Source organism: Mesorhizobium sp. B3-1-6 (genome assembly GCF_006439555.1).
Lineage (GTDB): Bacteria > Pseudomonadota > Alphaproteobacteria > Rhizobiales > Rhizobiaceae > Mesorhizobium.
In genome coordinates, this window is record NZ_VFTM01000010.1 from 164,399 (window position 1) to 178,035 (window position 13,637).

Genomic DNA, 13,637 nt, shown 5'->3' on the forward strand with positions numbered 1-13,637 from the left:
CGTTGCATCTTCGCAACAGCGAATGTCAGCAGGCTAAATATGTTGCGCTGCACACCGCTTGGTTCAAGGGGTCCAGCGACATATATTGCCGGGAGCGGTGCCCCGAATCCGGCGGGGCGGAAGCGCGTCCGGGCCGCTTCGCCACATTCTTGCCCCAGGTGGAAATGGCATTTAACGCTTGGCCCGTCATATTGTGCCGGCTTCCCGGAATCGTGAAGCCGATTGAGGATTGACAAGATGAGACAAGCCACGGCTGTCGCGCTGGTGACGGGTGGAGCAAGACGGATCGGCAAGGCGATCGTCGAGGACCTTGCCGCCAATGGCTTTGCTGTCGCCATCCACGCCAACCGGTCAAGCGACGAGGCCGAGGCGCTGGCGGAGAAGATCGCGGGCGAAGGCGGCCGCGCCGCCATGGTAGCGGCCGACCTCACCGACATGGAAGCCGTGGGCGGCCTTGTCGGTCGCGCGCAAGCGGTGCTCGGACCTGTCACGCTGCTGGTCAACAACGCTTCCCTGTTCGTCGACGATCGTGTCGAGGATTTCGACTGGCAGGCCTGGGATCGCCACTTCGCCATCCATGTGAAGGCGCCGGCGCTTCTGGCGCAGGCCTTTGCCCGCGCCCTGCCTGAAGGCGAAGAGGGGCTGATCGTCAACATCATCGACCAGCGCGTCTGGCGGCCGACGCCACGTTATTTCTCCTATGCGCTGTCGAAATCGGCGCTGTGGACGCAAACCGAGATGCTGGCCCAGGCGCTCGGGCCGCGCATCCGCGTCAATGCCATCGGTCCTGGCCCGACGCTGAAGAACAAGCGACAGGACGACGATGATTTCGGCAAGCAGGTCGACGGCCTCATTCTGAAGCGCGGCCCGCAATTGCCCGAATTCGGCGCCACGATCCGCTATCTCTGGCAGGCGCGCTCGGTGACCGGCCAGATGATCGCGCTCGACGGCGGCCAGCATCTTGCGTGGCAGACGCCCGATGTGACAGGCATGGTGGAATGAGTCCCGCAGCCCAAAGACATAAAAGAAACGGCGCCGCCGACGATCTGCCGCCCGATGTCGATCTCGACATCGAGGACGAGGCGGCGGAGGAGATCGTCGAGCCGGAGTCGATCCCGACTGGGCCTGACGTCGCCTTCACGGCCATAGACTGGACGCCTCATGCCGGCGACGCCGACGGCATGGTCGGCGCCGAGGTGATCCAGACCTTCGTCAAGCGGCTGCCCAACCAGCCTGGCGTCTACCGCATGATGAACGCCGCCGGCGACGTGCTCTATGTCGGCAAGGCGCGCAGCCTGAAGAAGCGCGTCACCAACTATGCTCAGGGGCGGTTCCACACCGCCCGCATCGGCCGCATGGTGCGCGAGACGGCGACGATGGAGTTCGTCGTCACTCGCACCGAGATCGAGGCGCTGCTGCTGGAGGCCAACCTCATCAAGCGGCTCAGGCCCCGCTTCAACGTGCTGATGCGGGACGACAAGTCGTTCCCTTACATCCTCTTGACCGGCGACCATGTCTCGCCCGGCATCTACAAGCATCGCGGCGCGCGCTCGCGCAAGGGCGACTATTTCGGCCCTTTCGCCTCGGCCGGCGCGGTCGGGCGCACCATCAATTCGCTGCAGCGCGCCTTCCTGCTTCGAAGCTGCACCAACTCCTTCTACGAGAACCGCACGCGGCCCTGCCTGCTCTACCAGATCAAGCGCTGCGCCGGTCCCTGCACCGGCGAGATCTCGCATGAGGGCTATGCCGAGCTGGTCGAAGAAGCGAAGGATTTCCTTTCCGGCCGCAGCCAGAAGGTGAAGACCGAAATCTCGGCCGCCATGCAGCAGGCCTCGGAGGAGCTCGATTTCGAGCGCGCCGCCATCTATCGCGACCGTCTTGCGGCGCTCTCGCATGTGCAGGCGCATCAGGGCATCAACCCGCAGACGGTGGAAGAGGCCGACGTCTTCGCCATCCACCAGGAAGGCGGCCAGACCTGCATCCAGGTGTTCTTCTTCCGCACCGGCCAGAACTGGGGCAACCGCGCCTATTTCCCCAAGGCCGATCCGGCGCTGGAGCCGGCGGAGGTGCTGGGCTCGTTCCTGGCGCAGTTCTATGACGACAAGCTGCCGGCGCGCACGCTGCTTCTGTCGCAGACCGCGCAGGAGCAAGAACTGCTCGCGGAGGCGCTCTCCACCCATGCCGGCCGCAAGATATCCATCTCGGTGCCGCAGCGCGGCGAGAAGAAGGACCTGACCGACCATGCGCTGCAGAACGCGCGCGAGGCACTCGGCCGCAGGCTGGCCGAAACCTCGACCCAGGCGCGTCTGCTCAAGGGTTTTGCCGAGACCTTCGGCCTGGAAAAACCGCCGGTGCGCATCGAGGTCTACGACAACTCGCACATCATGGGCACCAATGCGGTCGGCGCCATGGTCGTCGCCGGGCCGGAGGGGTTCGTGAAGAACCAGTACCGGAAATTCAACATCCGCTCGACCGAGATCACGCCAGGCGACGATTTCGGCATGATGCGCGAAGTGATGCAGCGACGCTTTTCGCGGCTGCTCAAGGAACATGGCGACGTTCAGCCCGGCCCGGCGGTCGAGGACGAAACAGGCGAGGAGGATCTGGTCGCCGGCAATGGCGGCTTCCCGGCCTGGCCGGACGTCATCCTGATCGACGGCGGCCAAGGCCAGATGACGGCGGTGCGCCAGATCCTCGCCGATCTCGGCGTCGAGGACCGGGTGGTGGCCATCGGCATCGCCAAGGGCCCGGACCGCGACGCCGGCCGCGAGCGCTTCTTCGTCAAGGGCAGGGACTCCTTCATGCTGCCGGTGCGCGATCCGGTGCTCTATTTCGTCCAGCGCCTGCGCGACGAGGTGCACCGTTTCGCCATCGGCTCGCACCGGGCGCGGCGCAAGAAGGAGATGGTCAAAAGCCCGCTCGACGAGATCGCCGGCATCGGCCCGGGCCGCAAGCGCGCCCTGCTGCTCGCCTTCGGCACCGCCAAGGCGGTCAGCCGCGCCGCGGTCGAGGACCTGGTCAAAGTCGACGGCATTTCCGAGCATGTGGCGAAGCTGGTCTACAATCACTTCCACGAGAGCTGAGAGGGCTAGGGTCGGGCACGGAAGGTTGAAGAGACTTGCGCTGGCTAACTCTAGTCAGAAGATTGGCGGAGAACTCCGCGCCTTCGTCATCCTAGGGTCTGCGCGTCCGATTCGCTCCCGCTCCGCCCGTGGATGACGAACGCACAGAGACCTCCGCTAATCTCGAAGGTTCGCGATATCTCGCCCCGGCGGTCAGACGTCTGCATCGTCCTTGTTCTCGACGCATCCGTGGCATTTTTCCCTGTCCAATCGAATCTCGCCTGTTGACCCCCTACATTGGCTTCTGATTTGAGTACGTCTGGCGGAGGAGATTTCCCGAGACAACATGGCACAACGCGCGTTCAACCTGCCGAACATCCTCACCTATGCCCGCATCGTCGCGGTGCCGCTGGTCGTGCTGTGCTTTTTTCTCGAGGGGCATCTGAAGTCGTCCGACTTCGCCCGCTGGTCGGCGCTGGTCATTTTCCTGCTGGCCTCCATCACCGATTACTTTGACGGCTATTTCGCGCGCGCCTGGCAGCAGACCTCCAACATCGGCAAGATGCTGGATCCGATCGCCGACAAATTGCTGGTCGCCACCTGCCTGCTCCTGCTTGCCGCCGACACCGACCGCCATGGCGGCATCGCCGGCTGGTCGCTCTGGGCGGCCATCATCATCCTGTGCCGCGAGATCCTGGTTTCGGGCCTGCGCGAATATCTGGCCGCCTTGAAAGTGTCGGTGCCGGTGACCCAACTCGCCAAGTGGAAAACCACGATCCAGATGGTCGCCATCGCCTTCCTGCTGGTCGGCCCGGCCGGCGACAAGGTCTTTCCGCTGACCACCCAGATCGGTCTGGTGCTGCTGTGGGTCGCGGCGCTCGTCACGCTCTACACCGGCTACGACTATTTCCGCGCCGGCCTCAAGCACATCATGGACGAGTGAAGACAATGTCCACGAAGCTCATCTATTTCGCCTGGGTGCGCGAGCGGATCGGCAAGCCGGAAGAGGACGTCGAATTGCCTTCCGGCATCGAGACGGTCGCCGATCTGCTGCGCTGGCTGAAGTCGCGCGGCGAGGAGTATGAGAACGCGCTGCAATATCCCGACGTCATCCGCGTCGCCATCAACCAGGAACATGTCGGCCACCGCGAGAAGATAGCGGGCGCGCGCGAAATCGCGCTGTTTCCGCCGATGACCGGGGGCTGAGATGGCCGGCGCGGTCGTGCCCGCCATCCGCATCCAGCGCGAGGACTTCGACGTCGCCGCCGAGATCGCCGGCCTCACCGGGGGCCGGGCCGATATCGGCGCCGTGGTCACCTTCTCCGGCCTTTGCCGCGACGAGCAGGGTGCGCTGTCGGCGCTCGAGCTCGAGCACTATCCGGGCATGGCCGAGGCCGAGATCGGCCGCATCGCCGCGCAAGCCCTCGAGCGCTGGCCGCTGCAAGGGCTCACCGTCATCCATCGCCATGGCAAAATAGCGCCGGGCGAAAACATCGTGCTGGTGGTCGCGGCCTCGTCGCACCGCGAGGCGGCCTTCGAGGCGGCGAATTTCCTGATGGATTACCTGAAGTCGCGCGCGCCCTTCTGGAAGAAGGAGCATCTCGCCGACGGCACTCAAGGCGGCTGGGTCGAGGCCAAGGAAGCCGACGATCACGCCGCGGACCGCTGGAAGAAACAAGGCGAATAATGCATGTCGCCCAGAAGTGTGCAGCGGTTCTGGGGCAACGACATGCATCAGAAAAAAACTCCCGTTCGGCCATCGAACGACCGCAATCCTTCCCAAGCTTGCCAATCGGTTTGATTTGCTTGGCGGAGCAATCTCATGCTGGACAGGATCGCGGAGTTCTTCATCTTCGGGCTGATGCCGCTGGTCGTCGGCGTGCTTGCCGTGCCGGAAGTGACCAATGCCGGCGAAAAGACGATCGCGGGCGAGGTGACCTATCGCGAACGCATCGCCCTGCCGCCCGATGCCGTGCTCGTGGTCGAGCTCACCGACGTCTCGCTGGCAGACGCACCGGCGACCGTGATCGCCAAGCGCAGGACAGCGCCCACCGGCCAGGTGCCGATCAAATTCGACATCGGCTTCGACCCCAAGGCGATCCAGAAGGGCCGGACCTATACTCTGCAGGCCCGCATCACGGTCGGCGAGCGGCTGATGTTCGTTACCGATACACGCCACCAGCTCGATCCGCTGGCGAGCAGGCCGCAGACGGTTTTGCTGAAAATGGCGCGCTGACGTCGTGCGCCGCGCCTGACCGCGCGACTTTTCAGCCTCGAAACCGTGTTCGCCGGAATAAACCGGCAAAGCCAGGCGTTGACTTATGCAGATGGCGGGCAGGCAAAGGGACGATGTCCCTTCACTTAACCGCCAGACCGAATGCGCGGATCGATCTGGCACTCAAAGGAGACCAGATATGAAAAAGCACACGCTCTTTCTCGCAGTCACAAGCATATCGCTGATCGCCTTGGCCGGTTTTGCCAGGGCGGACGATCACCTGTTCAACGCCACGCAGCACGGCCTCAGCCCCGACAGCCAGCCTTTCCAGACCAACAAGGCCGGCCACAGCGGCGACCTTGCGCCTGGACAGGGCAGTCCGTTCGCCGGCGAGGAGACGAAGACGCCGTCTACCGATACCGAGGCGGCGAACGCCCATGCGAATGTGAAAGACCGTCAAGCCAAATGACGTCTGCCCGCCGGGGGCCGGCGGGTTTTAAGAGCAATTCCAGGAAAGTGGGACGCGGTTTTCCGTCCGGAATTGCGTGAAACAAAGAGATAGAGCGGTTCGCCGTTTCCAGGAAATGGTGAAACGCTCTAGCATGCCGGACCGCGTCAACAGCGCGAATAAAAATCCCGTTCGGCCATCGAACGACCGCAATCCTTCCCAAGCCTGCCGGTTTGATTTGCTTGACGCGAGTTGAGGTCAGTCGGGATTCCATTCAGCCCAGTTCGATTTGCGGCATGCGCCAGGAACTCAAGCCTGCGGCGTCGCCGCCGCCGGTGTCAGGCCGAAGCGGCGCATCAGGTCCATGATCCTGGCCCGGTCCGGCGGGCCGCCGGCGCGAAAAATGGCAAAGGCCTCGCGGAAATAGTCCGGGCTGATCGCCGCGGGTGTGACCACGCACAACACTTTGGCGGTTTCCGCGGTGTTGTTGTCGAAGCGATGGACCGCGCCGCGCGGAATGCAGAGAGCCTGTCCCACCCCGACCTCGTGTCTCTGGCCGTCGACCGTGAGCGTCAGCACGCCCTCGATGCCGTACATCGTTTCTTCGTAGTGGTCGTGGCTGTGCGCCGGGGCGAGAAGCCGCTGCGAGCCGGGCACGGTCAGTTCGAAGGCCGCGATGCTGCCGTTGGACTGGTCGCCGGTGAGCAGGAAGTGAATGGCGAGGCCGCCGTCATCGCTGATCGTTTCTTCCGCCGGATTGACGCGCACATTGCTGGCTTTCCCTAGCATTCCATCCTCCCATGTGGTAAATCGAATTTACCGAAATGAGTAAACTCAATTTACTAGTATGTCAATGCCTCAATCCACGGACGATCCTCCGAAAAAACCGCCATTGATCGGCGCGCTGTTGCGTGTGCCGGCCTTGGCCATCCACCGCAAGCTGATCAGGGATTTGCGGGCATCCGGCTTCGACGATTTGAGCCCGCCCCATATGGCCGTGATCCAGTATCCAGGGCCGGACGGGATGCGCCCCAGCGCGCTTGCCGAGCGGGCCGCGATGAGCAAGCAGGCCATGAACCAGTTGCTGAAGACGCTGGAAGGGATGGGCTACATCACCCGCAGCGCGGCGCCTGACGATGCCGGTGGGACCGTCGTGAACTTCACCGACAGGGGCAGGGCCGCTTACCAGAAGATGGCGGACATCCTGCTCGACATCGAGCGGGAATGGGCCGAGGAGCTTGGGCCGAAACGCTTCCAGGAATTGAAGACGCTGCTTGGCGATCTCTGGGACACGCCGCTGATCCGCTGAGGGCACCAATTGACCGCGCCGCCTCGACCCCCTAGGCTCCCTCGAAAATGGGGATGGGGTTCCCGAAACCGCCCTTATGGGCTGATGACTCCTGCCAGGCGTGCTCTCGCGCGGCAGGATTTGTTTTTCCCGCTCGCATCATGCCTGATTTCGTGAAGTGGTTCCGATGCGGAATCGCGTTTGGAAAGGCATTGAAGCGATGACCCTTGCGGCTTGCGCCCTGGTCCTGATTGGCGGTTTCCTCGGCGGCATTTCCCGCTTTTTCCTCTCCGGCGTGGTCGGCCGTGCCATCGGCGAGACCTTTCCCTGGGGCACGTTGCTGGTAAACGTTTCCGGCGCCTTGGCCATCGGCGCCTTCGCAGGCGCGGCGCGGGCTGTCGGCGGCGTATTCGCCGGCGATCTCGTCCGCGACCTGATCGTCGTCGGCCTGTTCGGCGGCTATACCACGGTATCGTCCTTCTGCCTGCAGACGCTCAACCTCGCGCTCGACGGCGAGGGGCGGCTCGCCGCCTTCAACGTCGTCGCTTCGTCGGTTCTGTGCGTGCTGTTCGTCACGCTCGGCTTCTGGGCCGTCGCCTGGGTAGTGGGCTGAGCGATGATGGACAGACAGATGGCGATGCGGCTCTATCTGGCGGTCGGTTGCGGCGCGGCGACCGGCTCGCTGGCCCGCTTCCTGTCGAGCTATGTCATCGTCTCGCTGCTCGGCATGAACGCGCTTTGGTCGACTGCTTTCGTCAATGTCGTCGGCTCGTGGGTCATCGTGGCCTTCGCCACGCTGACTGGACCGGACGGGCGCCTGATGGTCAGCCCGGCCAGCCGTAATTTCGTCATGGCCGGCTTCTGCGGCGGCCTCACCACGTTTTCGGCGATGAGTCTCGATACATTTATCCTGCTGTTCGAGGGCGACTGGCCGCTGGCCGCGACCTATCTCATCAGTGTGGTCGGCCTGTCGCTCGCCGCGGCGTGGCTGGGCTATCTCATGGCGTCCAGGCTCAACCGCTTACCGGTCGAGAGGTGATTGGGCCAACAGGCGATAAGGGAGGAAAAGCATGGAACTTCCCGCGCAATGCGCGCTGCTCAGGATCTTCTTTGGTGAGGACGACAGAGCAGCCGACGGCAAGCCGCTGCACGAGGCGATCGTCATCAAGGCGCGCGAGACCGGCATGGCGGGCGCCACGGTGCTGAGGGGCCCGCTCGGCTTCGGCCGCTCGAGCGTGCTGCACACTGCCAAGATCCTGCGCCTGTCGCAGGATCTGCCGATCGTCGTCGAGATCGTCGACGCGCCGCAGAAAATCGATGCGCTGATCCCTGAAATCATGGCGCTGACCAGGACGAAGAGCTGCCTGATCACAAGGGAGAAGGTCGAGGTCATCCGCTACGGCGATGGCGACTGAACCCAAAAACAAAGGGCCGGCGAAGCGCCGACCCTTTTCCAGATTTCGACCTACAGGATCAGCCGACGATCTCGGTGTCCGAGAACCAGTACTTGATCTCCTGCGCGGCGGTCTCCGGCGCGTCGGAGCCATGCACGGAGTTCTCGCCGATCGACAGCGCATGCACCTTGCGGATGGTGCCCTCGGCGGCGTTGGCCGGGTTGGTGGCGCCCATCACTTCGCGGTTCTTGGCGATGGCGCTCTCGCCCTCCAGCACCTGCACGATCGTGGGCGCCGACGACATGAATTCCACCAGTTCGCCGAAGAACGGGCGATCCTTGTGCACGGCGTAGAAACCTTCGGCCTCGCGGCGGCTCATCCACACGCGACGCGATGCGACGACGCGCAGGCCGGCGTCTTCCAGCATCTTGGTGATGGCGCCGGTGAGGTTGCGCCTGGTCGCGTCCGGCTTGATCATGGAGAAGGTGCGTTCGATCGCCATAGGGTCGTCCTTGTTGTGGGAATGGAAATTGGAGTGGCGGGCTCTATACAAGTCGCCCGGCGGCTTGCCAAGGGGAGGCGGCTTCTGGTCAAGGCGAGCCGTTTGCGGGATAATCAGGCGGCTGCATGCGCCTCGGGCGCGAGGTCCGGAGCGCCGCGGCGGCGGAGCGTGAGGCGATGAATCGGCCTTATCTCAGACGCGGCGACATGGCAGGCATAGTTCTCATGGCGGTCATGTGCGCCGTGATCATCTTCGTCCTGCTGGCCCTGCCGCCGCGAGATCACAATTTCGGCTTCGGCCCGGAATGGCAATGCACGCGTATGGGCGAGGGCGACCCGATTTGCGTGAGGCTGGTCGACAACGGCGAGACGACCAAGGCGCCCTAGAAATAGGCGCTAAAGCTCGATCTCAACGGTCACTGTAGGCTCATCGCGTGATGCCGAGCGAGCCCCAAGGGCGCGCCAGCCCCGCAGTCGCCGCCTGGATCCGCGCCGCGACGTCCGTCGGCAGCGTCATGAAATGCCAACCTCCCTTGCCGGGATAGACCCAGATCTCGGCCCGCGTCTCATAGCGCAGCATGGCAGTCCCGCGCTCGCGGCGTTCACGCCGCAGCCGCGACCTGCCGGCCGATCCCGCCATGCAGGTCGAGGCAGCGCTCGAACCAGCGCGCGATGCCGTCGGCATCGTCGAGCAACTGGAAAGGCGAGGCGATGCGGCCCCATTGCAGCGCCCCGAACACGATGTAATCGACAAACAGCGGCGCCTCGCCGCCGATGAAGGGCTGGTAGGTCAGCGTCGAGCGCAGCGGCTCCAGCGCGGCGCGGAAGGCCGAGAGCCCGGCCTCGCGATTGGCCACGACGTCTTCCAGGCGCTTGCCGTAGCGCTGTTCGCGGTTCTCGCGGAAATAGGCCGCGTTCGGTTCGTCCTGCATCGCATGCAGGTCGGTCAGAGCCACCGTCGCGATATAAGGGTGGATGGTGAACTGCGACCAGCGCTCGATGAAGCGCGCCGTCGCCTTGCCGCCTTCGCCGCAAAACAGCGTCGGCCGTTCGGGGTAGGCTTCGTCGAGATAGAGCGCGATGGCGAAGGAATCGGCCACCACGCGCTCGCCGTCGCGGATCACCGGCACCGTCTTCGATACGCCGCCCTCGACCTTCGGCACCTCCAGGAAGCGCGTCGGCACCTTGGTGGCGGCAAGCCCCTTATGCGCCAAGGCCATCTTGGTCTTCCAGCAATGCGGGCTGAAGGGGCGGGCGGTGTCATGGCCGACAAGGTCGTAAAGCAGAATGGTCATTGGCGGGTCCGTTGCTGCGGGTTACGAAGGGGCTGGATTCGGGTTAAGCCGGGTGGGAAGAATGAAGCAGCATTTCATGATGTTTGCGGCCTACAATCAATGGGCCAATGGCCGCCTCTACGATGCCGCCGCCGATCTTGGCGAAAACGAACTCGGTCGTGACGTCGGCGCCGCCTTCGGCTCGATGCTCGGCACGCTGAACCATCTGCTCGCCGTCGACCGCGTCTGGATGAAGCGTTTCACCGGCGAGGGCGACGCGCCCTCGAACACCGCCGCCATACTCTACCACGCCTTGCCGGCCCTGAGGTTGGCGCGCGAGGCCGAGGACAGGAGGGTCGTCGACTGGGTGACCGGGATGGGCGACAAGGCGCTCGCCGGCCGTTTCTCCTACATGACCGTCGACATGCGCACCGTCTCGCAGCGCCTTTCGCCTGCGCTCAGCCATTTCTTCAACCACCAGACCCACCATCGCGGCCAGGCGCATATGGTGCTCGGCCGGCCCTCGGTGCCGCTCGACCTGGCGCTGTTCCAGCGCTCCGAGGAAGGTCGCGCTTACGCCTGAGAGCGCGTTGGCCGGAAGAACTGCTCGGCGCGAGTTATCCGGCAATAGCCGGTCAAGTAGCATATCGGGCTGCATTGTCCATGAATGGCCGAGTTTGCGGCCGGGTTGTTATTGAGAAGTTTTCCAAATTTAAGAAAAGTCAAGGCAACGGCCAACCGGGAGTGTCGAACCGGCCGTGAGGCTCCGCGGCATTCTCCTACCGCGTCGCCGGCTGCGGCGGCGCGCTGACGAGAACCTCCGGCCAGCCGGAGAGCCCGTCACTAAAGGCGATGCCGACGGCGTGTTAACCACACTTGCGTTGAAGCTAATATGTTAGGACTTCTTTTGCGCTCGCGCTGCACAATAAACCAGTTGCAGTGGGAGCAATGACATGCGCATCGATTTGTCCCCCACGAGTTGGGGCAGGGTCGTGGTGGTCACCGCCGCCGGCACCGCCTTTTTCATTGCCGCCGCCTTCTTCGTCGACTCCTTCAATTTCCCCTCGCTGTCGCCGCAGGCGCTGCGGTGGGCGCAACTCACGGACCTGTTCCTACCGCTTGTACTCGGCGGCTCCTTCCTGTTCTTCCTGATGTGGAAGATGCGCCAGCTGGCGATCACGCAGAAGGAACTCAGCGTCATTGCCGCGACCGACAGCCCTGACGGCGGTCTTCAACCGCGGCGCCTTCTCGATGCTGGTGGAGGCCTATCTCGAGCGGGCGCGGGGCCAGACGGTCGCCGATGCCGGCGCGCTGCTGATCGTCGATGCCGATCACTTCAAGTCGATCAATGACCGCCTCGGTCACGATTGCGGCGACCAGGCGCTGAGGTTGATCGCGGCGACGATCAAGGGGCAACTGCACGGCGCCGACATTGTCGGGCGTATCGGCGGCGAGGAATTCGCGGTCTTCCTGCCCGGCGCCGACGCCGCGCGCTCCTTCCTGGTCGCCGAATCCATCAGGCGCCGCATCCGCGAGGCCGAGTTTGCACCCGGCGGGCGGCCCTGGCCGCTTTCGGTGAGCATCGGCGGTACCGCCTTCCGCGGCCCGACCACCTACCACGACATGTTCGAGGTCGCCGACCGCCATCTCTACAAGGCCAAGTCCAATGGCCGCGACCAGGTGAGCTTCGAGAGCCCGCGTGGCGGGCTGGCGGGCGACGCCGCTGGCACGGTCCACTAATCAATTCCAGGAAAGTGCGATCCGTTTAGGCTTGGCAACCGCCGTAGCCGCCCATTGCCGTGCCTGCGGCCCTGGAAGGCGAGGTCAACGGTGGCTGCGGTTGAGCAGCGGCCTGTGCTGGCGGATCAACTGGCGCTCGACATCGAGATAGGGCCTGATCAGGCCGGCCGCGGTCGTGGTCGGCTCCGGCTGGTGCACCACCGCCGTCAGCGTGCCGTGTTCGGTGAGCAGATTCAGCCACTTCAGCGCCTCCCATTTGGGCGTCGCGCCGCCGCGGCCGGTGAGGCTGCGGTTGATATAGCCGGGATAGGAAAGCAGGCGCTTGCCCGCCGACGCGCCGCAGGTGCCGATCCTGACTGGCTTGCCTCCGGCGGTGATCCAGGCATAGACGGCTTCGCCGAGTTCGCACACCGTGGGGTCGGTTATCGTCACCCGGATGGAGGATCTGTCCCGGCCGAGCCGCATTTCGGCCGCCGGCTTGAAACGCTCGCGATCGAGAAACATCCGCCCTCCTTGCCGCGCGTCCGCACTGACATGGTGAACGCGAGCGGTCCGTGCGGTGTTTCACGCAGCGCTCGAAAAGTTTCATAGGGTGTCGCGGCGCCGCGCATGCCTAGAGCCGGATGATTTCAGGTCTGTTCGACCTGAAATCTGAATCCGGCTCTAAATCAAAGAGATAGAGCATGATGTCGCCCGAAAACCGCTTCACGCTTTTCGGCATCATGCTCTGCCATCAACGGTCCGTTCATCCTTTGGCGGCTAGTATCGGAGGCTGGCCTCAGCCGATCCGCGAGCGACCGTGTTCGACCTTATCGATTTCAAGGCGGTGCTGGGCATCGCCCTCATCTTCATTCCGCTCGAGCAGCTTCTGCCGCTGCATGCCGAGCAATCGGCGACGCGCCGGCACTGGCTGAACGACGTTGTCTATCTGCTCTTCAACGGCATCGTCATCAAGCTCGGCATGTTGCTGGTGGTCGGCGCGGCGATGCTTGTGGTGCAGCGTTTCGTTCCCGAAGCGCTCACCGCCGCCGTCCAGTCGCAGCCTTTATGGCTGCAGGCAATCGAGGCTCTGCTCATCGCCGATATCGGCTTCTACCTTGCCCATCGCGCCTTTCACGCGGTGCCGTTCCTGTGGCGCTTTCATGCCATCCACCACTCGATCGAGGAGATGGACTGGCTGGCCGCCCACCGCGTGCATCCGGTGGACCAGATCCTGACCAAGTCGGCTTCGTTCCTGCCGCTGTTCGCGCTGGGTTTTTCCGGCGAGGCGGTTCTTATCTACGTGCTGATCTATCACTGGCAGTCGGTGTTCATCCACTCCAACACGCGCATCAAATTCGGGCCGTTGAAATGGCTGATTGGCTCGCCGCAGTTCCATCATTGGCATCATGCCAACGAACGCCAGGCCTATGACAGGAATTTCGCCGGACAGTTGCCCTTTCTCGACCTGATCGGCGGCACGTTGTTCATGCCGCAACGAATGCCGGAAAAATACGGCGTCGACGAGCCGGTGCCGCAATTCTATCACCAGCAACTTGTCTATCCCTTCGTCGCCGCGGCCGAACCGGCCGCGCCGATCGCTGAGGCCGCGCCCGCCGCCGCCAAGCCGGAATGACGGCACGGAAAAGCCCGCCACTTTGAACTGACCCCATAAAGTTGGACGGTTCATTGAGTTGGTATGTTTAAGGGCTGGGTCCTGTATTGCACAGGGGCCA

The 13,637-nt window shown here is 63.8% G+C and carries 21 protein-coding genes and 1 riboswitch; of the genes, 16 read left to right on the top strand and 5 right to left on the bottom strand.

All coding sequences use genetic code 11. The features are described from left to right. Positions 1 to 237 precede the first annotated feature (237 nt). From FJ414_RS11640 to FJ414_RS11670, 7 genes are all read left to right on the top strand, one after another. Positions 238 to 1,002, top strand: coding sequence for an SDR family oxidoreductase (locus tag FJ414_RS11640; RefSeq protein ID WP_140644523.1), 765 nt, complete (start codon positions 238 to 240; stop codon positions 1,000 to 1,002). Beyond that, positions 999 to 3,083 (top strand): excinuclease ABC subunit UvrC, encoded by a 2,085-nt coding sequence (gene uvrC / locus FJ414_RS11645; RefSeq protein WP_140644524.1) that lies wholly within the window; start codon positions 999 to 1,001, stop codon positions 3,081 to 3,083. Before FJ414_RS11640 ends, uvrC begins: the two co-directional genes overlap by 4 nt. A 325-nt stretch (positions 3,084 to 3,408) precedes the next feature. After that, a complete protein-coding gene (pgsA, locus tag FJ414_RS11650) occupies positions 3,409 to 4,005 on the top strand; it encodes a CDP-diacylglycerol--glycerol-3-phosphate 3-phosphatidyltransferase (protein WP_140644525.1) in 597 nt (198 codons plus the stop codon). A 5-nt stretch (positions 4,006 to 4,010) separates the two neighbouring features. Continuing rightward, a complete protein-coding gene (gene moaD, locus FJ414_RS11655) occupies positions 4,011 to 4,268 on the top strand; it encodes a molybdopterin converting factor subunit 1 (protein WP_041001878.1) in 258 nt (85 codons plus the stop codon). Position 4,269: 1 nt separating this feature from the next. Next, the gene (locus tag FJ414_RS11660) at positions 4,270 to 4,749 is read left to right on the top strand and encodes a molybdenum cofactor biosynthesis protein MoaE (RefSeq protein WP_140644526.1); all 480 of its coding nucleotides are present in this window, start codon (positions 4,270 to 4,272) and stop codon (positions 4,747 to 4,749) included. A gap of 135 nt (positions 4,750 to 4,884) precedes the next feature. Continuing rightward, positions 4,885 to 5,298 (top strand): YbaY family lipoprotein, encoded by a 414-nt coding sequence (locus tag FJ414_RS11665; RefSeq protein ID WP_140644527.1) that lies wholly within the window; start codon positions 4,885 to 4,887, stop codon positions 5,296 to 5,298. A 178-nt stretch (positions 5,299 to 5,476) separates the two neighbouring features. Further along, a complete protein-coding gene (locus FJ414_RS11670; RefSeq protein ID WP_140644528.1) occupies positions 5,477 to 5,746 on the top strand; it encodes a hypothetical protein in 270 nt (89 codons plus the stop codon). 288 nt (positions 5,747 to 6,034) lie between these two features. On the opposite strand, the gene FJ414_RS11675 is transcribed toward FJ414_RS11670, so the two are convergent. Then, the gene (locus tag FJ414_RS11675; protein ID WP_140644529.1) at positions 6,035 to 6,514 is read right to left on the bottom strand and encodes a cupin domain-containing protein; all 480 of its coding nucleotides are present in this window, start codon (positions 6,512 to 6,514) and stop codon (positions 6,035 to 6,037) included. A 64-nt stretch (positions 6,515 to 6,578) separates the two neighbouring features. On the opposite strand from FJ414_RS11675, the gene FJ414_RS11680 reads away from it, so the two are divergent. The 4 genes from FJ414_RS11680 (at position 6,579) to FJ414_RS11695 (ending at position 8,428) form a co-directional block, all read left to right on the top strand. Further along, the gene (locus tag FJ414_RS11680; RefSeq protein ID WP_140644530.1) at positions 6,579 to 7,034 is read left to right on the top strand and encodes a MarR family winged helix-turn-helix transcriptional regulator; all 456 of its coding nucleotides are present in this window, start codon (positions 6,579 to 6,581) and stop codon (positions 7,032 to 7,034) included. A 40-nt stretch (positions 7,035 to 7,074) separates the two neighbouring features. Continuing rightward, positions 7,075 to 7,135: riboswitch (Fluoride riboswitch) on the top strand. 98 nt (positions 7,136 to 7,233) lie between these two features. Continuing rightward, the gene (gene crcB / locus FJ414_RS11685) at positions 7,234 to 7,626 is read left to right on the top strand and encodes a fluoride efflux transporter CrcB (RefSeq protein ID WP_140644531.1); all 393 of its coding nucleotides are present in this window, start codon (positions 7,234 to 7,236) and stop codon (positions 7,624 to 7,626) included. A 3-nt stretch (positions 7,627 to 7,629) separates the two neighbouring features. Further along, positions 7,630 to 8,052, top strand: a complete 423-nt coding sequence (gene crcB / locus FJ414_RS11690) for a fluoride efflux transporter CrcB (RefSeq protein ID WP_140644532.1) — start codon at positions 7,630 to 7,632, stop codon at positions 8,050 to 8,052. 31 nt (positions 8,053 to 8,083) lie between these two features. Further along, positions 8,084 to 8,428 (top strand): DUF190 domain-containing protein, encoded by a 345-nt coding sequence (locus FJ414_RS11695; protein WP_140644533.1) that lies wholly within the window; start codon positions 8,084 to 8,086, stop codon positions 8,426 to 8,428. Between the two features lie 58 nt (positions 8,429 to 8,486). Here the strand turns inward: FJ414_RS11695 and ndk are convergent, their stop codons facing one another. Continuing rightward, on the bottom strand, positions 8,487 to 8,909 hold the full coding sequence (gene ndk, locus FJ414_RS11700) for a nucleoside-diphosphate kinase (RefSeq protein ID WP_140644534.1): 423 nt from the start codon (positions 8,907 to 8,909) through the stop codon (positions 8,487 to 8,489). 176 nt (positions 8,910 to 9,085) lie between these two features. Here ndk and FJ414_RS11705 point away from each other — a divergent pair, with 176 nt between their 5' ends. Continuing rightward, positions 9,086 to 9,295: a hypothetical protein gene (locus tag FJ414_RS11705; protein ID WP_181181593.1), complete on the top strand. Its 210-nt coding sequence runs from the start codon at positions 9,086 to 9,088 to the stop codon at positions 9,293 to 9,295. A gap of 40 nt (positions 9,296 to 9,335) precedes the next feature. On the opposite strand, the gene FJ414_RS11710 is transcribed toward FJ414_RS11705, so the two are convergent. Beyond that, on the bottom strand, positions 9,336 to 9,488 hold the full coding sequence (locus tag FJ414_RS11710) for a DUF1905 domain-containing protein (RefSeq protein ID WP_140644536.1): 153 nt from the start codon (positions 9,486 to 9,488) through the stop codon (positions 9,336 to 9,338). Positions 9,489 to 9,510: 22 nt separating this feature from the next. After that, complete coding sequence (locus FJ414_RS11715) at positions 9,511 to 10,203, bottom strand: glutathione S-transferase family protein (protein WP_140644537.1); 693 nt, start codon at positions 10,201 to 10,203, stop codon at positions 9,511 to 9,513. A 61-nt stretch (positions 10,204 to 10,264) separates the two neighbouring features. Here FJ414_RS11715 and FJ414_RS11720 point away from each other — a divergent pair, with 61 nt between their 5' ends. From FJ414_RS11720 to FJ414_RS31760, 3 genes are all read left to right on the top strand, one after another. Next, positions 10,265 to 10,765 carry a DinB family protein gene (locus FJ414_RS11720; RefSeq protein WP_140644538.1) on the top strand — a complete coding sequence of 167 codons (501 nt, stop codon included), beginning with the start codon at positions 10,265 to 10,267 and terminating at the stop codon, positions 10,763 to 10,765. 370 nt (positions 10,766 to 11,135) lie between these two features. Then, positions 11,136 to 11,534 (top strand): hypothetical protein, encoded by a 399-nt coding sequence (locus tag FJ414_RS31755; RefSeq protein ID WP_246672370.1) that lies wholly within the window; start codon positions 11,136 to 11,138, stop codon positions 11,532 to 11,534. Further along, positions 11,434 to 11,922, top strand: a complete 489-nt coding sequence (locus tag FJ414_RS31760) for a GGDEF domain-containing protein (protein ID WP_246672371.1) — start codon at positions 11,434 to 11,436, stop codon at positions 11,920 to 11,922. The genes FJ414_RS31755 and FJ414_RS31760 overlap by 101 nt, the downstream gene beginning before the upstream one ends. An 84-nt stretch (positions 11,923 to 12,006) precedes the next feature. On the opposite strand, the gene FJ414_RS11730 is transcribed toward FJ414_RS31760, so the two are convergent. Beyond that, positions 12,007 to 12,426 (bottom strand): hypothetical protein, encoded by a 420-nt coding sequence (locus FJ414_RS11730; protein ID WP_140644539.1) that lies wholly within the window; start codon positions 12,424 to 12,426, stop codon positions 12,007 to 12,009. 295 nt (positions 12,427 to 12,721) lie between these two features. On the opposite strand from FJ414_RS11730, the gene FJ414_RS11735 reads away from it, so the two are divergent. Then, positions 12,722 to 13,537, top strand: coding sequence for a sterol desaturase family protein (locus FJ414_RS11735; RefSeq protein ID WP_140644540.1), 816 nt, complete (start codon positions 12,722 to 12,724; stop codon positions 13,535 to 13,537). Positions 13,538 to 13,637 lie beyond the last annotated feature (100 nt).

What these genes read in the sequence shown, in the direction of transcription:
- FJ414_RS11640 (WP_140644523.1), top strand. Translation starts at nt 238, where the DNA reads ATGAGACAAGCCACGGCTGTCGCGCTGGTGACGGGTGGAGCAAGACGG.
- uvrC (WP_140644524.1), top strand. Translation starts at nt 999, where the DNA reads ATGAGTCCCGCAGCCCAAAGACATAAAAGAAACGGCGCCGCCGACGAT.
- pgsA (WP_140644525.1), top strand. Translation starts at nt 3,409, where the DNA reads ATGGCACAACGCGCGTTCAACCTGCCGAACATCCTCACCTATGCCCGC.
- moaD (WP_041001878.1), top strand. Translation starts at nt 4,011, where the DNA reads ATGTCCACGAAGCTCATCTATTTCGCCTGGGTGCGCGAGCGGATCGGC.
- FJ414_RS11660 (WP_140644526.1), top strand. Translation starts at nt 4,270, where the DNA reads ATGGCCGGCGCGGTCGTGCCCGCCATCCGCATCCAGCGCGAGGACTTC.
- FJ414_RS11665 (WP_140644527.1), top strand. Translation starts at nt 4,885, where the DNA reads ATGCTGGACAGGATCGCGGAGTTCTTCATCTTCGGGCTGATGCCGCTG.
- FJ414_RS11670 (WP_140644528.1), top strand. Translation starts at nt 5,477, where the DNA reads ATGAAAAAGCACACGCTCTTTCTCGCAGTCACAAGCATATCGCTGATC.
- FJ414_RS11675 (WP_140644529.1), bottom strand. Translation starts at nt 6,514, where the DNA reads ATGCTAGGGAAAGCCAGCAATGTGCGCGTCAATCCGGCGGAAGAAACG.
- FJ414_RS11680 (WP_140644530.1), top strand. Translation starts at nt 6,579, where the DNA reads ATGCCTCAATCCACGGACGATCCTCCGAAAAAACCGCCATTGATCGGC.
- crcB (WP_140644531.1), top strand. Translation starts at nt 7,234, where the DNA reads ATGACCCTTGCGGCTTGCGCCCTGGTCCTGATTGGCGGTTTCCTCGGC.
- crcB (WP_140644532.1), top strand. Translation starts at nt 7,630, where the DNA reads ATGATGGACAGACAGATGGCGATGCGGCTCTATCTGGCGGTCGGTTGC.
- FJ414_RS11695 (WP_140644533.1), top strand. Translation starts at nt 8,084, where the DNA reads ATGGAACTTCCCGCGCAATGCGCGCTGCTCAGGATCTTCTTTGGTGAG.
- ndk (WP_140644534.1), bottom strand. Translation starts at nt 8,909, where the DNA reads ATGGCGATCGAACGCACCTTCTCCATGATCAAGCCGGACGCGACCAGG.
- FJ414_RS11705 (WP_181181593.1), top strand. Translation starts at nt 9,086, where the DNA reads ATGAATCGGCCTTATCTCAGACGCGGCGACATGGCAGGCATAGTTCTC.
- FJ414_RS11710 (WP_140644536.1), bottom strand. Translation starts at nt 9,488, where the DNA reads ATGCTGCGCTATGAGACGCGGGCCGAGATCTGGGTCTATCCCGGCAAG.
- FJ414_RS11715 (WP_140644537.1), bottom strand. Translation starts at nt 10,203, where the DNA reads ATGACCATTCTGCTTTACGACCTTGTCGGCCATGACACCGCCCGCCCC.
- FJ414_RS11720 (WP_140644538.1), top strand. Translation starts at nt 10,265, where the DNA reads ATGAAGCAGCATTTCATGATGTTTGCGGCCTACAATCAATGGGCCAAT.
- FJ414_RS31755 (WP_246672370.1), top strand. Translation starts at nt 11,136, where the DNA reads ATGCGCATCGATTTGTCCCCCACGAGTTGGGGCAGGGTCGTGGTGGTC.
- FJ414_RS31760 (WP_246672371.1), top strand. Translation starts at nt 11,434, where the DNA reads ATGCTGGTGGAGGCCTATCTCGAGCGGGCGCGGGGCCAGACGGTCGCC.
- FJ414_RS11730 (WP_140644539.1), bottom strand. Translation starts at nt 12,426, where the DNA reads ATGTTTCTCGATCGCGAGCGTTTCAAGCCGGCGGCCGAAATGCGGCTC.